This is a genomic window from Arthrobacter sp. 18067 (genome assembly GCF_902706295.1).
Taxonomy (GTDB): domain Bacteria; phylum Actinomycetota; class Actinomycetes; order Actinomycetales; family Micrococcaceae; genus Arthrobacter.
On the sequence record NZ_CACSJJ010000014.1, the window covers coordinates 29,949 to 54,768 of the forward strand.

A 24,820-nucleotide genomic window follows, 5' to 3' on the forward strand; every position below is an offset into this window, starting at 1 on the left:
CCTCATGTGATATTCGTATTCCGCATGACGGAACCATTCACGTGGCAATGAATGAACCTTCAGAGCTCAGATAGGAGCGCACTGTGGAAAAAGACCTTGCCCAGGAGGCTGCAAAACCGCGGACCGGAACCCTGGCGAAACAAATCGAAGGCGCGTATCAGCGGATTGGGGTGACTGGCGCCCACCGCCAGATTGTCTTCATGATCCTGCTGGGCGTCTTCTTCGATGCACTCGAACAAAATGCCGTAGGCATCACCGGTCCCATCCTCCGCCAGTCATGGGGATTGGGTGCCACCGAAATCGGTTTGCTGAACACAATGACGTTTACGGCAACGGCACTCGGAAGGCTGGCGACGGGCCTCATCGTCGACAGATACGGCCGGCGGCACATGCTGGTCATCAACCTCATCATCTTCGCCGGCGGCTCGCTGCTCTGTGCCGTAGCCCCGAACTACCCCATCCTCGCCGCAGGCCGCTTCGTTGTGGGCTTCGGACTCGGAGGCGAAATCGCCGTTGCCGTGATCATGATGGCCGAATTCTTCGCCGCCAAACACCGTGGCACGGCGGTAGGGCTCATCAACGTGACCGCTGCCGGTTTGGGTAACATGCTGGCCCCGGCCTTCGGCATCCTGGTCTTCACGCTCTTCGACGGCCCGGACAAGTGGCGCTGGGTGTTCGGTCTGCTGTTCATCCCTGCCCTCCTGGTCATGTTCTTCAGGCGGTACGTTCCTGAAACTCCCCGTTTCCTGGCCTCACAAGGAAAGATCGACGAAGCAAACCTGGTCATCACCCGGCTTGCCCGCAACAAACTTTCCGGCCCCATCAACGATCCCGAAACCTACATCACCGCAGTTCCCGACCCCGTAGTGGCCAAGTCGTCAGGGCACTGGAAGGACGCCTTGCGCGGGAAGCTCCTCAAGCGCACGGTCCTGCTGTGCATCGCCGTCTGCATGTCCTACGCCGCCCAGATTTCCATGCTCACGCTGATGCCCACCATCCTGGTCTCCCGGGGTTATGCCGTGAACACCAGTCTCTGGTTCACTCTGATCATGCAGTCCGGTTCCTTGCTGGGCGCCTGTACTGCCGCCTACCTTGCCAGTCGTCTCCCCCGCAAGAAGGTCCTGACAGCGGCAGCACTTCTCGGATGCCTGTCCGGCCTGTCCATGGCTTTCCTTGCCACCGACATTGTCCTCATTGTGGTCTTCGGGGTTCTGTTCAACTTCTCTGTCATCATCCTGAACACCACAATCTGGCTGTTCGCACCCGAGCTCTACCCAACGCGCACCCGTGGCTTCGGAACCTCCATCATCCTTGCAGCGGGCTCACTTTCAGGCGGCCTGTTCCCGCTCATCTCTGGAGCTGTCTTCGATTCCGCAGGGCTGCCAGGCATGTTCACCACGTTGGCGGTGCTGTTCATCGTCCTGGCCATCGTGGTCCAGTTCCCGCCGGAAACCTTCAACAAGCCGCTGGAGGAAGACGCTGAACCGAGCGGCGACGAGGAGGCCGCGATCTATGGACACTAGTTTCCCCGTTCCTGAAGGAGTGCCTGCATCAAACACAGTTCTGCTGGTCAATCCCAACACCAACTCCGGCACTACTGCCATGATGGTGGACTTGGCCAAGGAGACCTTGGCACCACAGGGCCTCCAGGTCGTGGGCATCAGCGCGGCCGCTGGGCCGTCCATGATTGTGGATCCGGTCTCCTTGGCAGAGTCCGAGGCGCACGTCCACCACGCGGTGAACGACTACCTTTCCGGGTCCGACGGCGGCCGGGTGGCGGCAGTGATTGTTGCGGCGATAGGTGATCCGGGGAGGGCTCGGTTGGACCACGAACTGGACATCCCTGTGATCGGCATCGGACAAGGCTCCGTCAAGGCCGCGGCACATGGGCCAGACGGCCAACACCGCCGCTTCGGCATGGCAACGAGTACGCCGTTGCTGGTGGAAGCCTTGGCCAAACTCGTGGCCGATCACGGATTCCAGGAGCACTTCACGGGTGTGCGCCTGACGCAATCGGAGCCCCTGGCCCTGGCGGCAGACCCTGAACGGCAGTTCCAGGAGTTGGCACAGGCGGTCACATCAGCCACGGAGACCGACCACGCCGAGGCCGTCATCATTGCCGGCGGCCCACTCAGCGCCACCGCCCGGCGGCTGGCCGGGATGACCGCCGTCGATATCATCCAACCGATTCCCAGCGCCTGCCGGCTGGTGCTCAACGCACTGTCCCTGACGAAGCAGCCGAATTAGGCGGTACCCCGACGACGGCACTCAAGTGCCGTCGTCGGGCGCTTTTGAGTACCCACCCACGAGGTTGGCCACCTCTGCAAGCCTCCCCCGCAAACTTGATGCGAACTTGAGCCAATCGAAAAGGTTCCTTGATATAGCGGCGCCACGCTGGAATCAGTCGAAGCACCAATACCGAGGGGTTTCGGCAACGAATCTCAAGTATGAAAGACATCGATGTGGGGGACGCAATGGAGCAGTCATCAGCACTAACCGAGGTGGTGTCCATCAAGGGCATCATCCAGGACCAGCACCCCGTGGATTTCTACGCACTGGGCGTCGCAGGATGCATCGACCGGCTCGCTGCTCCGCTCCGTCTCAATGGGGTGAAGGTGCATTGGCACACCCCGCATCATGGCATCGAGATCTCGTCCTCGGCCGCTGCGCTCCTGTATCACGTGGCGCAGGAGACCTTCAGCAACACCCTCAACTACGCCAACGCCAGCGAGCTCACCGTCCGCCTCAACGCCGTCTACCACGGCATACAGCTCACCATCACGGACGACGGCAGCGGTTTTGAAATCCACGCCGCGCCCAGCGGCCGGCGGCATGGCTTCGGACTGTTGCTGATGTCCATCGCAGTGCACGACGCCGGCGGGACAGTCGACATCGACTCTGCGGTTGGGCGGGGCACCAGCGTGCGGGTGACGCTGCCGCTGGATTGAGTCCGATTTGGGACCTTATTTGGGCTCCCAAGCATGGCCCAACCGCGTTGCCGGACGTATTCTGTAGCTACTTTTCAGCCTGACATCCCGACGGAATGGCACGAAAATGGCGCACAACAAGGGTCCCAAGCTCGGTCTCGGCAAGGTCCTTCTCAGGGTCTTCGGGTACTTCTTCATCAGCATTCTTTGCGGCGTGCTGATCTCCGGACTGGTGGTGCCTGTCGTTGCTTTCACGAGCACCACTGTGGGCGGGTCGATCGGATTCTACGAGAGCCTGCCAAGCCAGCTGAACGTCGATTCCCCGTCACTCTCCAGCACCGTGGTCACAGCGGACGGCCAGCACATCGCGACGTTCTACGCTGAGAACCGGGTAAAAGTTCCGCTTGATCAGATGTCTCCCTTCATCCGCGAGGCAATCGTGGCCATCGAAGACAACCGCTTCTATGACCATGCCGGAGTGGATGCGCAGGGTATTATTCGAGCGCTGAGCTCCAATCTGACCAAGGGAACCCGGCAAGGGGCTTCCACCCTGACACAGCAATACGTCACCAACGTGCTCAACGAATCGCGTCTGTCCGAGGGGCGCCCTGAGGACGTGGTGCTCAGCGGCCAGAAGACCATGGGAGACAAACTCCGCGAGGTCAAACTCGCACTGGAACTGGAGAAGCGGTTCAGCAAGGACCAGATCCTTGAGGGATACCTGAACATCGTGTTCTTCAACCGGGACGCCTACGGCATTGAAGCCGCCTCGCGTTACTTCTTCAGCACTTCCGCCAAGGACCTGACCCTGCCGCAGGCCGCGCTCCTTGCCGGCTTGGTCAATGGGCCCAGCATCTACGACCCCACCGTTGACCCGGAGGCGGCGTTGAACCGGCGCAACCTCGTCCTGGACCGGATGCTGGAACAAGGCAAGCTCAGCGCCGTGGACCATGGAGTCGCGGTGGCCACTCCTGTGGAGCTCAACATCACGCCTTCATTGCAAGGTTGCGCAGGCGCGTCGATTGCCACCTATTTCTGCGACTATGTCTCCCACCTCATCCTCAATGACGAGACATATGGTTCAACAGTCAATGAACGCGAGCGGTTGCTGTATCGGGGCGGACTCACCATCACCACCACTTTGGACAGCAGGCTCCAAGCCGCCGCGCAAGCTCAAGTGGACGCCTCCGCGGGCGACAACCCGGACAAGTGGGGCGCCGCCATGACCACCGTGCAGCCCGGCACCGGAAAAATCCTGGCGATGGCCCAGAACACAGTCTTCGTTCCACAAGAGGGAAAATACGATACCCAGCTGAACTTCAACGTGGATGCAAAGGACGAGAACGGCTACGACCTCAACGGCGCCGGAGGCTTCCAGCCCGGTTCCACCATGAAGCCGTTCATCTACGCAGAGTGGCTCAACGAAGGCAAGAACCCAACAGCTGTGGTGGACGCGTCCCGAAGGGTCTACCCGGTTGGCTTCCCATGGCGTGACAGTTGCGGCAGGGTGCTGGGCGGCTACAGCACGGCCCAGAAGAACGCCAACCTGGGCGCGGACGACGACCTGCAAAACAACGATGTTGGCTACTACCGGGCCATGCCCATCAATTACGGCCTCTACAACTCCATCAACACCGCCACGTTCGCCACGGCTGCCCAACTGGATTTCTGCGGTATCCAGAAGATGGTGGACACTGTTGGCCTGCACAGCGGTCTCGACAACGCACCGGTGAACATGCACCAGATCGGTAACCTGCTGGGCTCCATCGGCGTAGCGCCACTTGTCCTCGCGAGCGCCTACGCAACCTTCGCCAACGACGGCACGTACTGCGCACCCATGGCTATTACCGAGATCAGCGACGCCCAGGGCAGGCAGTTCGAGGCCCAAAAGCCGGAGTGCCGGGACGCCGTGAAGCCAGCCGTTGCCCGTGGCGTTAATGCCGTGCTGCAGGACGTCTTGAAGATGGGTTCCGGCGTTTACATCAACCCCAAAGTTCAGACCCAGGTCCCTGTGGCGGCCAAGACTGGCACGTCCAATAACAACGGCGCCACCTGGGTGTCCGGCTACACCACCACCCTCGCCACGGCGTCGTTCTTCGGTGATACGTCGGCGGGACAGCAGCGCGCGGGGCAAAATGTCACGATCAACGGCAGGTTCTACAAGTCACTGGACGGCTATATGATCGCCGGACCGCAGTGGGCCAACTACATGATGGAAGCCACGGCCCTCTACCCCAGCGGGCCTTTCGCGGCGCCTGCTCCCCCTCCAGCGCCGGCGCCCGTCACACCCGCACCTGCTGTGCCACGGCGGTAGCGGCTAGAGAACGACCTCGGCGTTCGCGTGTGTGCCGTCATCCTCATAATTGTCCACGCCAGCGAGGTGACGGCCCGCGATGTATCCGAAGGTCAGGGCCGGTCCCAGGTTGATGCCGCCCGCGGGGTAATGGCCGCCCATGACGTTGGCTTGGTCATTGCCGGCGACGTACAAGCCGTCTATTGGTCCGCCGTCGTTATTGAGCGCCCGTCCACTCCCATCAGTGTCCACACCGGCGAACGTCCCGAAGCTGCCCGGCACCACTCGGACCGCATAGAACGGACCCTTCTCGATGGGCCCCAAGGACGGATTTGGCTGGTTGGTGGGGTCCCCGCCGTAGCGGTTGAAGGCCGTTCCGCCGCGTCCGAAGTCGGGGTCGACGCCGTCACGTGCGTTGGCATTGAACCTGACCACGGTTCGGCTCAGTTCTGTGGGGTCAATGCCGCACTTCGCCGCCAGCTCCTCGATCGTCCGGCCCTTGGTGAGGTAGCCGGACCTAAGGTACGGAAACAGCGGCACAGGCAGCGGCTTGGCCATTCCCAGCGGGAACCTGCGCACAAACCTGCTGTCCGCGATCTGCCACGACTCTACGGTTTCGCCCTCAGGTGTGGCGGCCAGGAGAGCCTCGATGTAGTCGTAGTAGCCGTTGGCCTCGTTCACGAACCGCTTCCCGTCGGAGCGGACACCGATGCTGCCGGGCTTGGCACGGTCCATGATGTGTGGAAACACCCCTGTCCGGCCGTTGCGGTACGGAACCAGCGACACTGGACACCACGCGGCCGGCGACTTCACTGCGGTCTTGAAGCGCGCACCAACGGATTGGGCCAGGTTGATGCCATCGCCGGTTGTCTCAGCCGGGGCCAGCGTCCAGTGCTCAAGACCGGTGGGTGTCTTTGGAAACAGCTCCTTGCGACGCCGCACGTCATGGGGGAATCCGCCGGTTGCCAGTACGACGCCGCGGCTCGCGTTGATCTGCAGCCCACCTTCGGGACCACGCACGACGGCGCCGGTCACCTTGCCGTTGTCATCGCTAAGCAACGCCGTGGCGGGGGTGGAGACACGAATGTCCACGCCGAGATCGTCAGCAGATTTCATGAGCCTGCCGGTCAGCGCTGTGCCGTTGACCAGTTGCATGTTGCGCCGGTGGAGCAGCAGGTCCAGGAGGTGGAACCCGAAGCGCCAGCCCGCATGGAAGATGCCTTTGGGATTGCCCTGGGACGCGGAGAGGAATTTGCTGAGGTCCGGGCCGGCCATGATGCCCATCCCAAGGAAAGAGGTTTCGTAGAGCTGATGACGCATCTTGGCGCGCAGGGACGGCTTGATGGTTCGTGCGTTAACCGGCTTGGGGCCCACGGAACGGTTGCCTTTGCCGGCCCCGGAGAGATTGCCGTAGATGTCATTGATCTTTCTGCCGGGAACGAACTGCACCGAGGTCCTGTTGTGGAAGAAGCCCACCATATGCGGAGCAGCCTCAAGGAATGCATCCACCTTCCCGGCCTGGTAGTCGTCGCCGAGAACCTCGCGGAGGTATGTCCGGAAGGTCTCCTTGTCCTCGTTGACTCCCTCGGCCTTTGCCAATGGGTTGCCGGGTGCCCACGCCCAGCCACCGGACCACGACGTTGCACCGCCGCAGACGCTGGACTTTTCCACCACGATCACCTTCAGCCCGTGGAAGGCAGCCGTCACCGCCGCTGAGAGGCCGCCGGCACCTGAGCCGATGACAAGGACGTCGCAGTCCAGGACGTCGCCGTCAAGAGTAGGGAGAGGCAGGTTGTTGTTCATTTGTTGCTCCAGGTAAATACCGGCGTGCTGAGGACGGAATCTGCTGCTGCTTTCAGGTGCTTGGCCCAGGCCAGCTCACCCATGGCAGCCACGCTGCTGTCGGAAGGAGTTTCGACGCTCACCGGGGTGCTTCCGGGGAACGATGCGAGCATGGCCGGGAGGTTGAATTCGCCTTTCCCTGGCACACCCCGCTCGGAGCGGGACTCCATGATCAGCCCCTCCCTGCTTGGCGGCGGGCTGGCCGGCCCGTCGCAGAGTTGAATCAAGGGCACCAGGTCCGCGGCGTCTTCAAGTTCGGCCCATGAGCCCCCGAATCGGTTGACGTGGAGCGCATCCACCACGACTTTGCAGTCGGCGTGGTCCGCGAGCGCGACGGCCTGCGGGATCGACCGGACGGCCTGGTACGCGATGGGCTCCAGGGTGGGGACAATTCCATACGCTTTGCCGTCCTGCGTCATCTGTGCCAGGTGATCCCCGAAACGGTCGAGGTCCGGATCAGCGCATGCGACAGTCAGGGTGGACGCTCCCAGCGCTTGGCCAGCCTCCATCATCTGCAGCCAGGCTTCGCGTTGATCGATCCCGTTCTGTAGGCCGGTGCCGTCCAGGAGCAGGAACTCGATGTCTTCAACGGTGATCCCGGTGTAGGCCATTCGGGCAAGGGTTTCGCGGAGCATGGGCGAGCCGGGCTGAAGGTTGTACGGACGCTCGGTGGGGGTGACGGGCCTTACCCGTGCACCAATGAAGTCGAACCCGGCTTCGGCGGCGATACTCACCAAATCCGGTGGCGCTGTCCCGACGAGGGATAGCTGGGCGAGTCCCAGCCTGCGGGTTGGGACTGCGTCAGAGACCGTGAGATCGCCGGTGTGCTGCGAGATCGCCGTAAGGGTCCGGCGATCCGGCACCGTTCCCGCGATGTCAGCGACGTCAGCGTTGTCAGCGCGGGCGGACAGCGAGGCCGCGATTCGTTGGGCTGCGTCATACCCACTCTTGACGGCGTTGGACACGATGGCAGGCGTCCTGTCGACGACGGTTCCGGCCAGGGCGACGGGGACGGCCGCGGCCAGGCTCAGCTCCACTTCCCGCTGCTCCAGTGTTAGGGGTCCGTCCAAGGGCAGCACAGATCGGGATACCAACAGCTCCCCCGGAGCTTCGATCCACTGGTCGTCCATCCCGGAACGGCGGATTCGAACCCTGCTGCCGTCGAGCTCCTCGATGCTGCTGGAGAGGAAAATCCGAACCCGTGGATTGGCTTCCAGACGGGGCACGGCAAGGATTTTGGCCCGGCGTCCGGATTCCGGTGCCAACGCTTCCTGCGGGCCGACGATCAACACAGCGGTTCCTTGGGACGCCAGGGTGTCGGCCACGCTCATGGCCACGGAATCGGCACCCCAAATGGTCACGGCTTCCGGCGCCGGGCCAGCCGAACCGGACAAGTCGCCCTCGAGGATCTCAGGATGGGCGGCCAGCCAGTCCCTGATATCGGACACAGCAGGTGAATCACGGCCGATAAACCCAACCGCGGGCCGTCGGCCGCCGGTAGCGATCACAACGGCGTTGGCGCCGAAATCACGGGCCAGCGCGCCAGCGTCGGATGTATCAACGTGGGAACCCAAGCGGACCTCCACTCCCAATCGGTCGTTTTCCGCCGCCGACCAGTCGGCGAAGCGGTGGAAGTCAGGCGTGGACCTCATGCGCTCGGCGAGGGCGAACTGCCCACCTGGCCGTGCGCCGTCGTCCACCAACGTCACGCGGGCACCGGCCCCGGCGAGTTCGCGGGCAGCGGTGAGTCCTGCAGGACCAGCACCGACCACCACAACATGCGACGACGGGCGGACGGCTGGCGTCGGAACCGGTACACGTGAACGCCCAACCGCGGGATTGACCGTGCAGGTCACCTGGCCCAGCCCGAGGTTGTCGATGCACACGTTGCAGGCGATACAAGGCCGGTAGCGCTCGCCCCTCAGCACGCCGCCAACAAACGCGGGATCTGCGTGAATGGCGCGGGCCAGGCTCACGAAATCGCAGGTTCCCTCCGACAGGACTTCCTCGATGATTTCCGGACTGTTGAGCCGTCCGGCCATCCCCAGCGGGAGCCCAAACCGGCGGTAAGCCTTGGCGTAGTCGGACAGGATCCCGGGCTTCCACTCCCCCGACTGAACGATCCATTCCCCGGCGTCGTAACTGCCCGCGGAAAGGTCCAGGAAGTCGAGCTTATCCAGACGGGCTTTGCCGATGATGGCCACCTGTTGCTCAGCGCTGATGCCGTCGGAGGGACCTTCCACTACGGAGACCCTCATGCCCACGATGGTTTCCGGCACCGCCTCGCGAACTGCATCGATGACCAGGTTCATGAAGAACTCCGGTGCTGCGAACTCGTCCGTCCGGTGATTGGAAATGGGCGACATGAACTGGTGGATCAGGTACCCGTGGGCACCGTGGAGGTTGATGACGTCGAAGCCAGCGGCCACCGCGCGACGAGCCGCAGCAGCGTAAGCGGCCACGAGCTCGTAGCATTCAGCAGCCGTGAGTTCCTGCGGAACCTCGCCACCCGCCGTCGGGCACGCAACCGGCGACGGCGCGAGGTTCTTGAACCCGGAAACAGCGCACTGCGCGGTGCGGCCGCCGTGATTAAGTTCGACGGCGGCAAGCGCACCTTCGGCGTGCAGGGCGTCCGTGAGCCGGCGGAGGCCGGGAATCATGTCATCCGTGTGCAGGCCAAGCTGGTGGGTTCGGCCCTTGCCGTCAGCCCGGACATAGGTGGCTTCGGTGGTGACCATGCCGAGGCCGGCCTTGGCACGGGTGACCAGGTAGTCGATGTATTGCTCGGTGATGTAGCCGTCCGTGGTGCCGTAGTTGCGTTCCATGGGGGCGGAGGCGAGGCGGTTCCGGAGGGTCTTGGGGGTGCGGCCGTTGCGGCCCAGGGTCAGTGGTGTTGCGGCTGAAGGGTTCATGGCTGGCCTGCCACTTTCCCGCGGCTTCGCAGCTGGTCAGTCGCTGCGCGGGCGGAGGGAATGGCTGCATGGGCGCGATGTACTTCAGCAAAGCGGACGGGTTGACCGGTGCGTGAAGATTCGTAAACGGCAAGAAGGATCCGCAACGACTTCAGTGCGTCCTTGCCCGTGATGGCCGGTTCCGTGCCGGTTTCCAGGGCCTGGACGAAGTCCTTGACCTGCAGTTTGTGGAACGGAATCAACTGTCCGTTGATGACAGACAGGTCGACGTTTGGCTCCACGCCGTCCGGATGGACAGGTTCGACGACGATCTTCCCGCCCACCGCCCACAGGTCCAGACGGCCATCGCTGCCTTCCGGGAATTCCGTGAGGGAAGCCGAGGCGCCCGTTTCACCGGTGATGCGGAGCTGGATTCCGAGGTTGGGCGACACTGCTGTGGAGGCCTCGAGCGTTGCCATGGCTCCGGACGTGAAGGTGATGACCGCCGTCGCGGAATCTTCTACCTCTATGTAATCGCCGTGGCGGTACGTGTTGACCTTGCCGTAAACCTCGGCGACGTCCCCGAGGTACCACTGGAGGAGGTCGATCTGGTGCACGGCCTGGGACATCAGGACCCCGCCGCCATCGTTTTCCCAGGTGCCACGCCAGGCATCCCGGTTGTAGTACTCCGGAGCGCGGTTCAGCATGACCGAACACTGGGCCATGATGGCGCGGCCCAACGTGCCGTCGTCGATCGCTGCCCGGATCTTCTGCGACGCCGGCCAGAACCGACGCTGAAACAGGACCCCAAGCTGGACCCCGGCTTCATCGCACGCTGCCACCATTCGCTCGGCGGACTCCAGCTTGGTGGCTATGGGCTTCTCGCACAGGACGTTCACGCCTGCTGCGGCAGCCTGCAACACCACGTCCTCGTGCGTGGGGTGCGGCGTGCAGACGGAGACGATGTCCAGGTCCAGCTCGAGGAGCTCATCCACGCTGGTCACCGCGTGCGGGACTCCCCAGCTCTTTGCTGTTGCAGAGGCCCGGTCCGGATCCACATCGCAGACGCCAACGATCCGGACGTTGTCCAAGGCCCTGAAAGCTTCCAAGTGGTTGCGGGAAATGGCGCCGCAACCCGCGATTCCAACGCGGAAGATACGGGGTGCGGTTGCTGACGAAGACATGAGGTGATCCAACTTTCGGGCAAATGAGTCGTTTGCTTTGGTGCCGATGCGGCGGGGCCGGTACTGATGTGGCGGGGCCGGTGCCGGGCAGCTGGGAACTGCCGCCCGGCGTCGTGCGTGGTATTTGCTACTTGAGGGAAATCCGCGGTTTGCCGAGGTCCTCGAGAGGCACGTTGTAGGTTTCCCGGGCCGTCATGATGGCGATGGCCGAGGCCGCCAGGCACAGGATGGTGAAGCCGGCTACGGGCATCCAGCCGTTCGGTCCCGGCTGGGCCAACAGCGTTGCGATAGCCGGTGCGAAGCCGGCCAGGATCAGGCCGATCTGGCTGCCAATCGCCATGCCGGAGTAGCGGACCGCTGCCGGGAACATCTCCGGGAAGAACACCGTCCACACACCGTTCCAGCAGGAGTAGAAGACGGTCATGTTCAGGAACCCGAACAGGAAAATCAGGGCGATGTTCTGCTCGCTGATTGCCCAGAAGTAGCCGACTGTGGTCAGGGCGCATCCTATGGCACCAACCAGCAGGACTTTCTTCCGGCCAATGCGGTCCGAGATGACGGCCGAGATGGGAATGGTCACCATGGAAAGGCCAATGGTCACTGCGTTCACGGTCAGCATGAGCGTGCGGTCGATGCCAACGGCGGGGCCCGTGGCGTAGGCCAATGCGTACACCGTGAAGGTGGTCTGCATGACCGAGAACAGCATCACCACGCCCACGCGCAGGACGTCGCGCCACTGGGTCTTGAGAACTGCGACAGCGGGGATCGCCTTGGGCTTGTAGTGCTCCACGATCTCTTCAAACACCGGTGGCTCATCCAGCCGGGTCCGGATCCAGTAAGCCACGGCCAGGACGACTACCGAGAGCCAGAACGGCACGCGCCAACCCCAGCTGAGGAGCTGGTCTTCGGGCAGGGCGGCCAGTGGGATGAAGACGATGGTGGACAAGACCATCCCCGATGCATATCCGGTCATCACGAAGCTGGTGAAGAAGGCGCGGCGGCCTTCCGGCGAGTGTTCCATGGTGAGCGTCGAGGCACCCGCGGCTTCAGCGCCGGCGGAGAAGCCCTGGGCAAGGCGGCCCACCAGCAACAACGCCGTTGCCCAGTAGCCGATCTGTCCATACGTGGGCAGGAATCCGATGCCGATCGAAGCGACGCCCATGATCACCAGCGTGACCATCAACGCCTGTTTCCGGCCGATTTTGTCACCATAGTGGCTCATCACCAAGCCGCCCAGTGGCCTTGCAAGGTAGCCGACGCCGAACGTGGCCATGGCTCCGAGCAGTGCCACAACAGGGTCGCCGCCCGGGAAGAAGATCTTGGGGAAGATCAGTGCGGCGGCGGTGCCGTAGATGAAGAAGTCGTAGTACTCCAGGGTGGATCCAAGGAAGGAGGCGAGTGCCGCCTTCTTCGGCATTTTGACGTGATCAACCGGCGATGCCGCGTTGTTGACGCCCGAGGGCGAGTGCTGCTGCACGTGTCCCATACTGTCTCCTCATTGAGTGCCGCGGGAATGGCACCGCCGTGGTGCCTTGCCCGGCAAAGAATTAGACGAGGCTCAGATCGCCGGCCGCTGCTTTGTTGTGCTGCCCATCCGGTGGCCGTTATGACGATTCCGGAAGGTGTGCTCGAGATCACAGGCGATTGTTCCTCTGGGATCGACTGTAGGACTTAGATCACACGGCCCGGGCAAACTTCCCGTTGAACGGGATGACTATGCCGGCCCGGTCTGAGGGAGCCACGGACGGGAGCCATAAGGCCGTCGCTCGGCACCCATTGTGCGGGACAGGCCGCGGCCCGCCGCCACCAGTACGGGCAGGATCAGCCCAGCGTCTTCGTCAACGGAAGGCACGACGACGGATATCGCACCGATGACGGCTTGGCCCTGGCCAAACACAGGCACGGAATAGGCAGTGTTCTCCTCCACCAGGACACCGACCAACCGGGCATAGCCACGCTCACGGATGAGGGCGAGTTGGCTGCGGAGCTTGGCCGGATCCGTCTCTGTGGCGGGCGTGGTTTTCTCCAACTTCCCGGCCAGGAAGCGGTCCTGCACCCAGCCCGGCATGTGCGCCATCATGGCCATTCCGGATGACGTGGTGTGGATGTCCAAGCGGCCTGCCACCTGCGCCAGGTTCATGACCGTTCCATGCCGGTCCAGGCGTTCAAGGTAGAGCACACTGGTGGTTTCCACGTCCGGAATGGACAGGGCCACGTGTTCCCGGACAGCAGCGTGGACACCCTCCAGGAACGGCAATCCGCGGCGCCGGAACTCCTCCAAGGGATTACTGCGCGAGGCCAGCTCCCACATCTTCATGCCAACGCCGAATTCGCCGGCCGCGTTGCGTTCGAGGAGTCCGCTGGCTGCCAAATCCATGGCCATGCGGTGCACCGTACTGCGGGACATGCCGGTGATCCGGACCATCTCCTTCAGCGGAAGCCACGGCTGGCCCTTGGAGAAAGCGTCCATGATCTTCACGACGCGTTCGATCACGGACTCGCCCGACGCCGAGTTTGCCATGATGCCTCCGTACTTTCCGGTCACTGCAACCCGGACCTCAAAACCCAATATAGCCTTGCAGTGGAGCGTGAAAACCCGGGAGGCAACGTGGAACTGCGGCAAATCGAGGCCTTCCTGGCGGTGGCCGAGGAACTGCACTTCGGCAGGGCGGCAGAACGACTCAGGATGGCGCAGTCGCCGCTGAGCCAAACCATCAAGAAGCTCGAAAAGGGGCTGGGCGCACCACTTTTTGAACGCAACACCCGGTCCGTCACGCTAACCACGGCCGGCCACTCCCTTTTGCCGCACGCCCGCAGGATCCTGGAGGAAGTGGACCTCGCCCGCAGAGCCGTCAGTGCAGGTTCCGGGACTGTTTATGGCAAGCTCGCCATCGGCTTTTCCGGGGCTTTGAACCACGCCACGCTTCCACCGTTGACGCGGGCATTGCGCCAGCACTACCCCCATCTGGATGTGACACTGCACGGCGGCCTGTTGACCCAGGAAGCACTCCAACAACTAAGCAATGGCGCCCTGGACTTGGCCTTCATCGGCCTTCCCATCGACGCACCTTCTCTGGCCACCCGCCGCATTGCCACCGAACGGCTGGGAGTCACGGTGCCTGCGGACCACCCGTTTGCCGGGCAGGCCTCGGTGGAGATGGCTGAACTGGCCGGCGATCCCTTTATCACCATGCCCGCCGCGCAGGGGTCCACGCTGCGCGAGGTCACTTTCGCGGCCTGTGCTGCAGCCGGATTCCGTCCCAGGATCAGCCAGGAGGTCTCCGACCCTTACACGGCGCTTTCCCTCGTGGCCGGCGGCGTGGGCATCAGCCTCATGCCCGAATCGATTGAGGGAATCATGCCTGCCGGTATCGTTTTCCTGCCCCTGGAAGGTGAAGACGTCCTGCTGTTTTCCGGTCTCGCGTGGAACCCCACTGCGATGTCGCCGGCGGTGCGGGCCGCCCTTCAGGTGGCCGAGGAAGTGCTGCCTACCCCCGCAGACTAGTCACTATGTGCTATTTGCACATAGTTATAGATCAACTAAGTATTGGACAAGGACCAATGAGTTACCCAGCATTGAGGAAAGCCCCAACCACTCAATGACGAGGACAACCTCATGGCCACTTTTGCCGTTACCTACGCCTACTCCGATTCAACGTCCACCGACCGTGACGCAGTTCGTCCCGCGCATGTGGAGTTCCTCAAATCCCAGTTCACCAGCGGCCGTCTCCTGAAAAGCGGGCCTTTTGGTCCGGACGAAGCACCCGGTGCTCTGCTGATCATCGTCGCTGATGCCAAAGCCGACGTCGAATCCCTCATGGACCAGGACCCGTTCCACCAGGCCGGACTCATCGAGGAACGGACGGTGCGCCAATGGAACATCTTCTTTGGTGCTGACTCTGCACAGCCCGCGGTTCAGCCCGCCGCGCAGTCCGCCGCGCAGGGCTGAGGTCCCGCCGTGCTTGCCGCGATCACCGTCGCCAAAGAAACCATCACCTTTCACGACACCCCCGAGCCCACCCTTGAACCCGGCCACGCCCTGGTCCGGGTCCACAACGTCACCCTCTGCGGCACGGACCTCCATATCTGGGAGGACGACTACCCCACAGAACTGCCCCTCATCCAAGGCCACGAGTTTTCCGGCATAGTGGAGGCCCTTGAGCCAGAGGGTTCCCACGATTTCAGCATCGGTGACCGCGTTGCCGTCAACCCCATCATTTGCTGCGGCGAGTGCCGCCCCTGCCTCACCGGCCGGTACAACGTCTGCCAAAACGTGGGCTGCCTGGGTTGCTATTCGGACGGCGCTCTCGCCGAATTGATCAGCGTCCCCGTGGACAAGCTCTGCCCAATTCCCGGCGACCTGCCGCTGGACATCGCTGCCATGGGCGAACCCGCGTCCATCTCCATGCAGGCAGTCAATCGGGGCCGGCCCGAAACCGGCGAAACCGCGCTGGTGCTGGGCAGCGGCCCCATCGGATTGTTGGCCACCCTCTACCTGACCGAACTCGGAGTCAAGGTGATCTGCGCCGACACCGAACAGCACCGGCTGGACCTCGCGGTCGAATTCGGCGCCGTGGACACCCTCCTGGTGACGCCTGGAAGCGACTTCCCGGATGCACACCAGACGTCACGGCTGGATGCGATGACCGACGGCTACGGTCCGCAGCTGGTCATCGAAGCCACAGGTGTCCCCTCGTCGTTGGAGAACGCCATCAGGCTTGTGGCCAGCGCCGGCAGGATCGTCCAGGTGGGCATCTCCCCCAGGCAGGCCAGCGTCTCCATGAAGGACATCCCCTACAAGGAACTGGACCTGATGGGCAGCCGGATGAGCCTGAACCTCATCCCGGACGGCCTGGCCCTGCTGGCCCGGCACCCCGATCAAGCCCGGGCCCTCATGACCCATCGTTTTGCCTTCGCGGATTTGCAGCAGGCATACCGCTTGATGCAGGGACGCACCGAGAAGATCGGCAAGATCGTCATCGAGATGCCGGCGGGAACCCCCGCATGAGCACCTCAATCCTCACCGCACCCGACCAGCTCAACGCAAGCTACGACGTCGTGATCATGGGCAGCGGCGCTGCGGGGCTGGTCGCCGCCGTCCGCGCGGCCGATGCCGGATTAAGGGTCCTCGTGGTTGAAAAGGCGGCCCTCCTTGGCGGCACCAGTGCTGCCGGTGGCGGCGTGATGTGGGCCCCGAACAACCATCTCGCCAAGGCCTCCGGGTACCAGGACAGCCATGCCGACGGCGTCGCTTACCTTACGGAGGCAGCCGGCCACGTGATGACGGCACAGGAAATTGAGTGGTACGTCGCCACAGCGCCGCGGGCCGTGGAATTCCTCAACCGGAACACGAAAGTGTCCATGGTTCCCATCGCCCGCCCGGATTACCACATGGAGTGGAAGGGGGCCGCGAACGGTGGCCGGGGACTCGACAACAACGCCTTTGATCCCCGGGACTACCCGGGCCTTGCGGAGTTGCTCCGGCCGTCGTCGTACTTCCCGCTGCTCACCATGACCGAACGCGATGAGCTCAACGGCCGCGCCGCTGATCCGTTGCTTCTGGAGCACCGGGCGTCCACCGGGATCCGGACCATGGGCGGCGCCTTGGTGGGAAGCTTGGTGGCGAGCGCCGTGGACCGCGGCGCGCACATCGTGGTGTCGAGTCCTGTGGAGGACTTGTCCCCCTCCGGCAGCGGGTGGACGGTGCGCCTCGACGGCAGTGGGACGCACGTGGCTGCGACCGCCGTCGTGTTTGCGTCTGGAGGCTTCGAGTGGAATCCGCGGCTGCGCAGCGCTTTCCTGCCGTATCCGGTGACGCCCATCAGTGCTCCCTCCAACGAGGGCGACGGCTTGGAACTTGGCCTCAAGGCCGGTGCAGCTGTGGAGGACATGTCCGCGGTGTGGGGCGTTCCAGTGATCTCGACGGCTGCCCACCAGTACGACGGGCAGCGTTCCGGCCGAATGGGGAACGTCGAGATGACACTGCCTGGCTCCATCACTGTCAACAGCGACGGGAAACGCTTCGTCAACGAAGCCCTTAATTATCACGACGCCAGCAGGGTCTTCGCGTCCATCAACCCGCATACCGGCAGGCAACAGAACAACCCGGCCTGGTTGGTGTTCGATTCCAACTACCTGGCAAAGTACCCGGTAGCGGGATCGACGCCGGGCCAGCCCGCCGAGTGGATGGTATCCGCGCCGAGCCTGGAATTGTTGGCCCTGGAATTGGGCATTCATCCGGCTGGGCTGGACGCCACTGTTTCCAGATTCAACGCTGACGCGGCCCTCGGTGTTGACACTGAGTTCGGACGGGGCGCCACACCGCAGGACCGCTTCCTGGGCGACGCCGGGAACACCCCCAATCCCTGTTTGGCGCCTCTGCTTGCTCCCCCGTTCTACGCCGTTCCCATCCGTGCAGGCGTTTTGGGGACGTCGGGAGGCCTTGCCACGGACTTCAACGGGCGCGTCCTGGACCATCGGCAGCAGGTGATTCCGGGGCTCTACGCGGCGGGCAACGTCTCGGCTGGCGTGTTCCGAAACAACTACCCCGGCGGCGGCGCCACCCTGGGCTCTGCAATCACCCGGGCTTTCGCAGTTGGCGAGGACCTGGTGGCCCGGCTCAAGTAGCCGAACCCTGCACAACAGGCCCACAACACACAGCTAGCGGGCGTAGAGCTCCGTGAAGTTTCGCAGGACACGCATGGGCTCCGTCACCGATGATTGCCGTGCGGTCTCGATAAGTTCGTCGGCCGTGTGGGGCGGGAAGTAGCCGGCATTCTTGTAGATGTTGATCCGCGTGATCAGGCCGTCGGCATCCAGTTCCGGGTGGAACTGCGTGGCGTACAGATTGTTCCTGATGCGGAACATGTGCACCGGGCAGGCCGCTGAACTCGCCAACAGCACGGCATTCGGCGGCAATTCGCTGCATGCCTCCTTGTGCCCGACAAACGCCTCGAAGCTGTGCGGGACGCCGCGAAGCATCGGGTCCCGCTCTCCCTGAGCCGTCAGCTTGATCTCCGTCGCTCCTACCGCTTCGCCAAAGCGACGATCGATGACGGCTCCCTGATGCACGCCCAGGGTCCCAACGCCATAGCAGGCGCCCAGGAACGGGAAGTCCTCGGCCACGATCCTGTCCAGCAGCGCTGAGAGTTCCCCTTCCACGCGAATCTGGGCGGCCCTCTTCTCCTCCACAGGGTCGCTGGACGTGTAAGGGCTGCCACCGACAATCACCCCGGAATAGTCCGACAATTCAAGGGTCGGCAACGGCTCAGATTCCAGCCGTAAACGAACAAGCTCTTCCGGCTTTAGGCCGCAGTACCGGAGGTACGCCTGGTACTCGTCATCGGCTGCGGCGTCTTCGGCGCGGGTAGCCAGCAAAAGGAAGGGCTTCACAGGCCCAGTCTGCGCGAGGAATGCCTGACTGACAAAGTGTGTTGGAGCGGAGGGGGTTTCTGACAGAGACTCCCTTGCATCGCCGTGGCTGCATAACGTTGTAGGAACCCCCATTGAAAAAACAATGACTCATCCTTGAGGAGCAATCTTTGAAGCAGGACCCTTTGGTCGTCGGTACGCAATCGCCCGAGGCGGCACCTGCTGAAACGCAGCAACCGAAGAAGATCCCGTGGGGCGGCCTTCTGGTTCTCGCGGCTGCTGGTTTCACCGCGGTGACTACCGAACTCCTCCCATCCGGTCTGCTCCCCCAAATCAGTCGCGACCTTGGGGTGGACGAATCGGCGGTCGGTTCACTGACTGCGGTGTACGCAGCGATCATCGTCTTCACTGCGCTCCCGTTGTCCCGCTTCCTCGCCGGAAGAGTGCCCCGGAAGACTCTGCTCATCGCAACCGTTCTGGCGTTTGCCCTCAGTAATGTCCTGCTGGCATTGAGTCCCACTTTGGGCTGGGCGATTGGGGCCAGGCTCCTGGGCGGTATCGCGCACGGAATGTTGTGGTCCAGCATGGCCCCGTATGTGGCCCGCATCGTTCCCGCACACTCCGTGGGCAAGGCCATGGCCGTGGTCTTCAGCGGCAACAGCATCGCTTTGGCCGTTGGCGCCCCCATCGGGACTTTGATGGGTTCGCTCATGACCTGGCGGGCCTCGTTCCTGGTCCTGGCCGGAGTTGGTGTCCTCCTGGCTGTGTTGGCTTTCTGGCTGCTCCCTGGCGCCCATGACCAAGCCAGCCAGAAGACCCCATCGCTCCGGGCAGCCATGAAACTGCCCGGCGTCATCGCCATCGCCATCGCGTGGCCGCTCCTGCTGCTGGCCCACTTCACACTCTTCACCTACGTTGCTCCATTCCTTCTCGCCTCCGGGCTGCCGGAATCTGCTACGAGCCTGTCCCTTTCCGTGGTGGGCATCGCCAGCCTGGTGGGTATCTGGATTGCCGGTATGACCGCGGACTCCCGCCCACGCACCTCGGTGATTGCCGCCGTCGGACTCTTGACCCTCGCGTTCGCCCTGCTGCCTGCGCTCGGCGGCACCTGGGTGGGAGCGTTTGGACTGATGACGCTCTGGGGTATCGCATTCGGTGCCGTGGGTATCTACAACCAGGCGGCGATTCTCCGTGCCGGCGGTGAGCACAAGGATGCTGCCAACGGCCTCACCGTGGTGACCATCCAACTGGGTATCGCCGTCGGAGCTGTGTACGGGGCCTTCGCCCTCACTACTTTGGGCGCGCAGCTAGTGCCCTTGGCCGCCGCGATTCCCACGGCGGTTGCCCTGGTGATCATCATTGCCAGCCGTCGCGGCGGTTACCCTGCAGGGGGTCGCGAGAAGCGCCGTTAACATTCCCGAAACACGCCAGTGACGTGATCTTCACGAACCGAGGATTTCTGTAACTTACCTGCAACTTAGCTCTTCTGAGTCTGAAACATAGCTCACCGAATATTGATCGGGGGGTTGGTGTGGGCCGTGCAACAACGGCCCCGTTTCGGACAAGCTTGAAGGGAACGCAGGTGGAGATCTCTGCGCAACACGTCTGGCTGATGTTGTCATCGGCAATGGTGCTATTCATGACCCCGGGCCTCGGCCTGTTCTACGGCGGCATGACCCGCGCCAAAGCAGCTCTGAACATGATCATGATGAGCTTCATCTCGGCGGGCATCGTTGGAGTTGTCTGGGTCCTCTGGGGCTACTCGATGACCACCGGCGACGGCTTCCTCGGCCTGTTCGGCAACCCGTTCGCGCACTTCGGCCTGCAGGATCTCATGGGTTCGCCCGATCTCATCAAGGCAGGCTTCGCAGCGACGTTCGCCATCATCACCGTTGCCCTGATCAGCGGTGCCATTGCGGACCGTGCCAAGTTCGGCGCGTGGGCACTCTTCGTACCGATCTGGGTCACCGTGGTCTACTGCCCACTGGCGTACATGATCTGGGGCGGTGGCCTCATGAGCGCCGGGGGTGCCCTCACGGAGATCTTCGGCCAGGTCATCGACTTCGCCGGTGGCGCAGTGGTTGAGGTCAGCTCCGGAACCGCCGCTTTCGTCCTCGCATTGATCGTGGGAAAGCGTCACGGATTCGCCAAAGACCCCAACCACCGCCCGCACAACGTCCCGTTCATCATGATCGGCGCAGCCATCCTCTGGTTCGGCTGGTTCGGCTTCAACGGCGGCGCTGCCACCACGGTTGAGCAGGCTGGCCTCATTTGGGTCAACACCCTGGTCACCCCGGCTGCGGCCATGCTGAGCTGGCTCGTGGTGGAGAAGGTCCGTCACGGACACCCGACTTCCCTGGGCGCAGCGTCCGGCGTGGTGGCCGGCCTCGTGGCCATCACCCCGTCCTGCGCCAACATCAGCCCGCTCGCCGCCCTTGGCCTGGGCCTCGTGGCCGGCGCTGCCTGCGCAGTGTTCGTTGACCTGAAGTACAAGTTCGGCTTCGATGACTCCCTGGACGTTGTGGGCGTGCACTTCGGCGCTGGTGTCATCGGAACGTTGTCACTGGGCTTCATCGCACTGCCTGTAGACGGCGTCGGCGGTGGCCTTCTCTTCGGCGGCGGTCCCCAGCAGCTCATTGCACAGACCATGGCCGTGCTGATCACCATTGCCCTCTCCGGCTTGGGCACGCTGGTCATCGGCCGGGCCATCCACAAGGCCATCGGATTCCGCGTGGCCCACGAGCACGAAGTCACCGGTGTGGACCTCACCCAGCACGCCGAGTCCGCCTACGAGTTCGGCCTCACCGCCCACGGCCATTTCCGCCAGCAGCAGGCGCACCTGTACTCGATGCTGAGGCGGAAGCCGGAGCCCGTGTCCGAAGATACCCAGCCGAACGCCAAGGAAGACAGCTTCGCCTAACGGCACCACAAACAAACAGCAGCCGACGGCGGAACGTCAGTCCCGCCGTCGGCTGCTGTTGTGTGCCCCCCACCCAACTAGGTCGCAGTTGAGGTCGGTCCCAGGGCTCATAACGGCCTGAACTGCGACTCAGTTGGGTTAGCCGGAGCCGTTCCAAAGTCGCTGCCACCACGTTCGTTTGGTGTCCGGTGCGGGTTCGCGCTCAAGAGGAGCCGCGGCTGCCCTGCGCTCCCGCCAACGTTCCAGTTCAACGTCCACATCGCGGAGCTTTGTGATCACCGGAGGGCCTCCCTGCAATTGCCTCCGGGCCTCGATCACGCGTTTGTTGAAGTCCTCAAGAATGTCCCGGACCTGTTTGTCCGTGTACTGCTGGTCCAGCTTGGCGTCGAGTTCGGAATCCTCAATCCGGAGCAAAATGGCCGGCGGACCGATCCCGCTGAGACGTTCACGCTGGATGAGGCCTTTGACCCACCAATCGGGATCATAGTGCTCCCCCAACCCCGGGATGGGTTTTCCCGCGTATTTGAGGTTGTCGAACTTGCCCTGGTTCATGGCGTCCCGGATGAGGTACTCAACCCGGGCGGCGTCATCCACCTTCCGGCCCTTCTGACGTTCCTCCGCATCGGCAGCTTCGAGTTCCGCGTCTTCCTCGGCGTTCCCGCCCCATCCACGCACTGCCCTCAGTTCCGCGCCGCGCTCGAGCTTCCGCCTGAAGGCGTTGTTCCCGGCATTCACGTTCTGCCACCTCCTCGCACGGCAGCCCTCGCCTGCCGGACATCGTGGTTCCAGTATTCCGCACGTCTCCCAGGTTGGGGCAGGTACCCCCACAACCTACTTTGAAACCGCGACGACCCCGACACGCCGTCGACGGTGGCGTGTCGGGGGTCGATCGGAGCCCGAAGTGGGTGATGGCGGCCCGGCCGGAACTAGGAGCGCACCGCCATGCTCGGATCCAGCTGCTCGATGCCCTCCGGAGTCACCAGCACAACGCGGGCTGTGCAGATGTCGTAGAACAGACCCGTGGCCTGCACCTGACCGGAGGCAAGGGCAGGGCCCGTGACGGGGTGGTCCTCCAGCTTCCGGAGCTGCATGGCAATGTTCACCATGCTCAGCTGGTCCAGCCTGCTGTATCCGTCGGCCTCGGCCGCACGGGCAACAGGGTGGCCGGCCAGCAACGCCGAGTAGCTGGGACGCGCGTGCTCCAGCCACGAATCGAATCCCGCGCCGAGGGCTGGTGCAGAACCCTCAGCATCAGCAATGACGGCTTTCATCGCACCGCAATTGGAGTGGCCGCAAATGACAATCGAATCCACTGACAACGCCTTGACAGCAAAGGACAGTGCGGAGTCGATGGAGGCATCCCGGCCATCGCTGCACACCACGTTGCCAATATTGCGGAGCGTGAGAAGGTCGCCCGGTCCGCTGCTGGTGATCAGGTTGGGGTTGACGCGGGAGTCGACGCAAGCCACGAACAGCGTGTCCGGGTTCTGGCTTTCAGTGAGGTCCTGAACCAGGGGGCGGACCTTGTCCGCGTGGCGACGATGGTACTTGTCGATGCCCAGGAGGATCGACCGCAGCGGCGGCTGCCCGCCGTCGTCGTCTGCTGTTGGACCGTCACCGGACGGCAGCCAGGACGTGCGCGGCGGCAGCGGGAATTCGCGCGGGTCCTGCCGCTGGGGAGTGTTGTCCTCAGCATCGGTGAAGGCGGTGGTTCCATGTTCCTCCAGCACCACGGAGGCACCGGTATTACGGTGCTGCTTCTGCCAGGCCACCAACGCTTCGCGGAAGGCGTGGTCCAGGTAGTCGGCGTTGAGTTCCACCACGGCGTCCTGGCCTTCTGGAACGGAGTGGAGGACGCGGTTGAGCCGGGGCAGCGCGAAGAAGCTGCACGATCCGGCGATGATAACGCGCCACGGCAGGGCCGGACCGGCGGGCGCATGGGCGTTGATCTGCGCCCGGAGAACGCGCCACAGAACGCAGAGGGCGGCGAGGGCCAGGCCGATCATGACGCCTTCGAGCAGGTTAAGGACTACGACGCACACCAGAGTGACGCTGTAAACCAGGAGCTCGCCGGTGCGGAGGCTGGTACGAATGTCCGCGACCTTGATGAGCTTCGCGCCGATGACCAACAACAGGCCGGCCAGCACGGACAGCGGAATGAGTTGAATGAGCCCGGCGAACAGTGCGGAAAACACCAAGACCCAGACGCCGTGCAGGATGGCGGAGGTGCGGCTCGCGGCGCCCGCTTCAACGTTGGTGGCGCTGCGGACAATCACACCGGTCACCGGGAGTCCGCCTAGCATGCCGGAGACGACGTTGGCGGAGCCTTGCCCCACCAGTTCGCGGTTGAGGTTGGTGCGCGAGCCGCCGTGCATTTTATCGACGGCGACGGCTGACAGGAGCGATTCGATACTCGCAATCAGGGCCACCGTGATGACGGCCATGCCCGCTGCGCGCCAGTTGCCGTCGGGCAGGCTTGGGAGGGCGATGGCGTCGAAAATGGACCCGCTGAAACTGATGCGCTCAACGTTTGGAGCCACCGCTACGGACAAGGCAGTGACGGCGACGACGGCGGCCAGCGGGCCAGGCACTTTTCGCACCGCTGCCGGCAAGTACTTCCAGGCCATCAAGATGGCAACAACGGCAAGCCCCAGCAATGCTGAGTGCAGCTCCACGTTGGTGATGGCCGCTGGCAAAGCGGTCAGATTTTCGACGGCGGATCCAGCAGCTTGGCCGCCGAGCAGTACGTGGGCTTGCTGCAGGATGATGGTGATGCCAATGCCCGCGAGCATCGCCTTGACCACCACGGGCGACACTGCCAGCGCGGCCCGGCCAATACGGCTGACACCCATGAGTAACTGCACGACGCCGGCAGCCGCGGTGATGGCGCATGTCACCGCCCAGCCGAATTCGTCCACAAGACCGGCGACGACGACGGTCAGGCCGGCTGCGGGGCCGCTCACCTGCAGTGGGGACCCGCCCAGGCTGCCGGCAACGATTCCACCGACGGCGGCGGCGATGAGCCCGGCCATGACGGGGGCTCCGGAGGCAGCGGCAATGCCCAGGGAAAGAGGAAGTGCGACGAGGAAGACTACGAGGGACGCGGGAAGGTCCGCTCCGAGGTTGCTGAGGAAGCTTGGCTTGGCTGCAACATTGCCAGGGTTCTTTCCCGGCGGGCTGTGGGAGTCAGTGGGGACGGTAGCGGAATCGTTGGGCTGCGGCATGGTGATCCTTGAGCTTGGGAATGCTGACCCTTCCAAGCTACGGAACTTGTCACCGTTAATGACAACAGGAAGTGACAAGCGTGACAAAAACTGTGAAGATGCGCTTCATGTTGGGACCCACGGGAACTTTCGTGGGGGTGGAGCGCGTTGGGGCGTTCCGGGTCGTGA

The 24,820-nt window shown here is 63.4% G+C and carries 18 protein-coding genes; 10 read left to right on the forward strand and 8 right to left on the reverse strand.

The features are described 5' to 3' along the window. The first annotated feature begins 83 nt into the window (after positions 1 to 83). The 4 genes from GVL04_RS14510 (at position 84) to GVL04_RS14525 (ending at position 5,241) form a co-directional block, all read left to right on the forward strand. Complete coding sequence (locus GVL04_RS14510) at positions 84 to 1,523, forward strand: MFS transporter (protein WP_159705799.1); 1,440 nt, start codon at positions 84 to 86, stop codon at positions 1,521 to 1,523. Then, the gene (locus GVL04_RS14515) at positions 1,513 to 2,247 is read left to right on the forward strand and encodes an aspartate/glutamate racemase family protein (RefSeq protein ID WP_159705801.1); all 735 of its coding nucleotides are present in this window, start codon (positions 1,513 to 1,515) and stop codon (positions 2,245 to 2,247) included. Before GVL04_RS14510 ends, GVL04_RS14515 begins: the two co-directional genes overlap by 11 nt. 200 nt (positions 2,248 to 2,447) lie before the next feature. Further along, complete coding sequence (locus GVL04_RS14520; RefSeq protein WP_235036299.1) at positions 2,448 to 2,948, forward strand: sensor histidine kinase; 501 nt, start codon at positions 2,448 to 2,450, stop codon at positions 2,946 to 2,948. A 106-nt stretch (positions 2,949 to 3,054) separates the two neighbouring features. After that, positions 3,055 to 5,241: a transglycosylase domain-containing protein gene (locus GVL04_RS14525; protein ID WP_159705803.1), complete on the forward strand. Its 2,187-nt coding sequence runs from the start codon at positions 3,055 to 3,057 to the stop codon at positions 5,239 to 5,241. A gap of 3 nt (positions 5,242 to 5,244) precedes the next feature. Here the strand turns inward: GVL04_RS14525 and GVL04_RS14530 are convergent, their stop codons facing one another. The 5 genes from GVL04_RS14530 to GVL04_RS14555 form a co-directional block, all read right to left on the reverse strand. After that, positions 5,245 to 7,023 carry an FAD-dependent oxidoreductase gene (locus GVL04_RS14530; protein ID WP_159705805.1) on the reverse strand — a complete coding sequence of 593 codons (1,779 nt, stop codon included), beginning with the start codon at positions 7,021 to 7,023 and terminating at the stop codon, positions 5,245 to 5,247. Continuing rightward, entirely contained in the window at positions 7,020 to 9,974 is a 2,955-nt protein-coding gene (locus GVL04_RS14540) for an FAD-dependent oxidoreductase (protein ID WP_235036300.1), read from the reverse strand. Before GVL04_RS14540 ends, GVL04_RS14530 begins: the two co-directional genes overlap by 4 nt. Continuing rightward, positions 9,971 to 11,137: a Gfo/Idh/MocA family protein gene (locus tag GVL04_RS14545; RefSeq protein WP_159705807.1), complete on the reverse strand. Its 1,167-nt coding sequence runs from the start codon at positions 11,135 to 11,137 to the stop codon at positions 9,971 to 9,973. Before GVL04_RS14545 ends, GVL04_RS14540 begins: the two co-directional genes overlap by 4 nt. Before the next feature lie 127 nt (positions 11,138 to 11,264). Continuing rightward, positions 11,265 to 12,623 carry an MFS transporter gene (locus GVL04_RS14550; RefSeq protein WP_159705809.1) on the reverse strand — a complete coding sequence of 453 codons (1,359 nt, stop codon included), beginning with the start codon at positions 12,621 to 12,623 and terminating at the stop codon, positions 11,265 to 11,267. Positions 12,624 to 12,851: 228 nt separating this feature from the next. Continuing rightward, a complete protein-coding gene (locus GVL04_RS14555; protein ID WP_159705811.1) occupies positions 12,852 to 13,658 on the reverse strand; it encodes an IclR family transcriptional regulator in 807 nt (268 codons plus the stop codon). An 87-nt stretch (positions 13,659 to 13,745) separates the two neighbouring features. Here GVL04_RS14555 and GVL04_RS14560 point away from each other — a divergent pair, with 87 nt between their 5' ends. The 4 genes from GVL04_RS14560 (at position 13,746) to GVL04_RS14575 (ending at position 17,764) form a co-directional block, all read left to right on the forward strand. Next, positions 13,746 to 14,642, forward strand: coding sequence for a LysR family transcriptional regulator (locus GVL04_RS14560; protein WP_159705813.1), 897 nt, complete (start codon positions 13,746 to 13,748; stop codon positions 14,640 to 14,642). 111 nt (positions 14,643 to 14,753) lie between these two features. Further along, the gene (locus GVL04_RS14565; RefSeq protein WP_159705815.1) at positions 14,754 to 15,086 is read left to right on the forward strand and encodes a YciI family protein; all 333 of its coding nucleotides are present in this window, start codon (positions 14,754 to 14,756) and stop codon (positions 15,084 to 15,086) included. A gap of 9 nt (positions 15,087 to 15,095) precedes the next feature. Next, positions 15,096 to 16,145, forward strand: a complete 1,050-nt coding sequence (locus tag GVL04_RS14570; protein ID WP_159705817.1) for an alcohol dehydrogenase catalytic domain-containing protein — start codon at positions 15,096 to 15,098, stop codon at positions 16,143 to 16,145. Continuing rightward, positions 16,142 to 17,764, forward strand: a complete 1,623-nt coding sequence (locus tag GVL04_RS14575) for an FAD-dependent oxidoreductase (RefSeq protein ID WP_159705819.1) — start codon at positions 16,142 to 16,144, stop codon at positions 17,762 to 17,764. Before GVL04_RS14570 ends, GVL04_RS14575 begins: the two co-directional genes overlap by 4 nt. Positions 17,765 to 17,797: 33 nt before the next feature. Here GVL04_RS14575 and GVL04_RS14580 read toward each other — a convergent pair whose 3' ends face one another. Continuing rightward, the gene (locus GVL04_RS14580) at positions 17,798 to 18,529 is read right to left on the reverse strand and encodes a glutamine amidotransferase (protein WP_159705821.1); all 732 of its coding nucleotides are present in this window, start codon (positions 18,527 to 18,529) and stop codon (positions 17,798 to 17,800) included. A 164-nt stretch (positions 18,530 to 18,693) separates the two neighbouring features. On the opposite strand from GVL04_RS14580, the gene GVL04_RS14585 reads away from it, so the two are divergent. Both GVL04_RS14585 and GVL04_RS14590 read left to right on the forward strand, forming a co-directional pair. Beyond that, on the forward strand, positions 18,694 to 19,920 hold the full coding sequence (locus GVL04_RS14585; RefSeq protein WP_159706004.1) for an MFS transporter: 1,227 nt from the start codon (positions 18,694 to 18,696) through the stop codon (positions 19,918 to 19,920). A gap of 170 nt (positions 19,921 to 20,090) precedes the next feature. Further along, a complete protein-coding gene (locus GVL04_RS14590; protein ID WP_159705823.1) occupies positions 20,091 to 21,428 on the forward strand; it encodes an ammonium transporter in 1,338 nt (445 codons plus the stop codon). Positions 21,429 to 21,566: 138 nt separating this feature from the next. Here the strand turns inward: GVL04_RS14590 and GVL04_RS14595 are convergent, their stop codons facing one another. Both GVL04_RS14595 and GVL04_RS14600 read right to left on the reverse strand, forming a co-directional pair. Beyond that, positions 21,567 to 22,163 carry a DUF1992 domain-containing protein gene (locus tag GVL04_RS14595; RefSeq protein WP_159705825.1) on the reverse strand — a complete coding sequence of 199 codons (597 nt, stop codon included), beginning with the start codon at positions 22,161 to 22,163 and terminating at the stop codon, positions 21,567 to 21,569. Between the two features lie 191 nt (positions 22,164 to 22,354). After that, positions 22,355 to 24,652 (reverse strand): bifunctional SulP family inorganic anion transporter/carbonic anhydrase, encoded by a 2,298-nt coding sequence (locus GVL04_RS14600; protein ID WP_159705827.1) that lies wholly within the window; start codon positions 24,650 to 24,652, stop codon positions 22,355 to 22,357. Between the last annotated feature and the right edge of the window lie 168 nt (positions 24,653 to 24,820).

Coding starts and splice junctions, on each gene's coding strand:
- GVL04_RS14515 (WP_159705801.1), top strand. CDS start 1,513: ATGGACACTAGTTTCCCCGTTCCTGAAGGAGTGCCTGCATCAAACACA.
- GVL04_RS14520 (WP_235036299.1), top strand. CDS start 2,448: ATGAAAGACATCGATGTGGGGGACGCAATGGAGCAGTCATCAGCACTA.
- GVL04_RS14525 (WP_159705803.1), top strand. CDS start 3,055: ATGGCGCACAACAAGGGTCCCAAGCTCGGTCTCGGCAAGGTCCTTCTC.
- GVL04_RS14530 (WP_159705805.1), bottom strand. CDS start 7,023: ATGAACAACAACCTGCCTCTCCCTACTCTTGACGGCGACGTCCTGGAC.
- GVL04_RS14540 (WP_235036300.1), bottom strand. CDS start 9,974: ATGAACCCTTCAGCCGCAACACCACTGACCCTGGGCCGCAACGGCCGC.
- GVL04_RS14545 (WP_159705807.1), bottom strand. CDS start 11,137: ATGTCTTCGTCAGCAACCGCACCCCGTATCTTCCGCGTTGGAATCGCG.
- GVL04_RS14550 (WP_159705809.1), bottom strand. CDS start 12,623: ATGGGACACGTGCAGCAGCACTCGCCCTCGGGCGTCAACAACGCGGCA.
- GVL04_RS14555 (WP_159705811.1), bottom strand. CDS start 13,658: ATGGCAAACTCGGCGTCGGGCGAGTCCGTGATCGAACGCGTCGTGAAG.
- GVL04_RS14565 (WP_159705815.1), top strand. CDS start 14,754: ATGGCCACTTTTGCCGTTACCTACGCCTACTCCGATTCAACGTCCACC.
- GVL04_RS14575 (WP_159705819.1), top strand. CDS start 16,142: ATGAGCACCTCAATCCTCACCGCACCCGACCAGCTCAACGCAAGCTAC.
- GVL04_RS14600 (WP_159705827.1), bottom strand. CDS start 24,652: ATGCCGCAGCCCAACGATTCCGCTACCGTCCCCACTGACTCCCACAGC.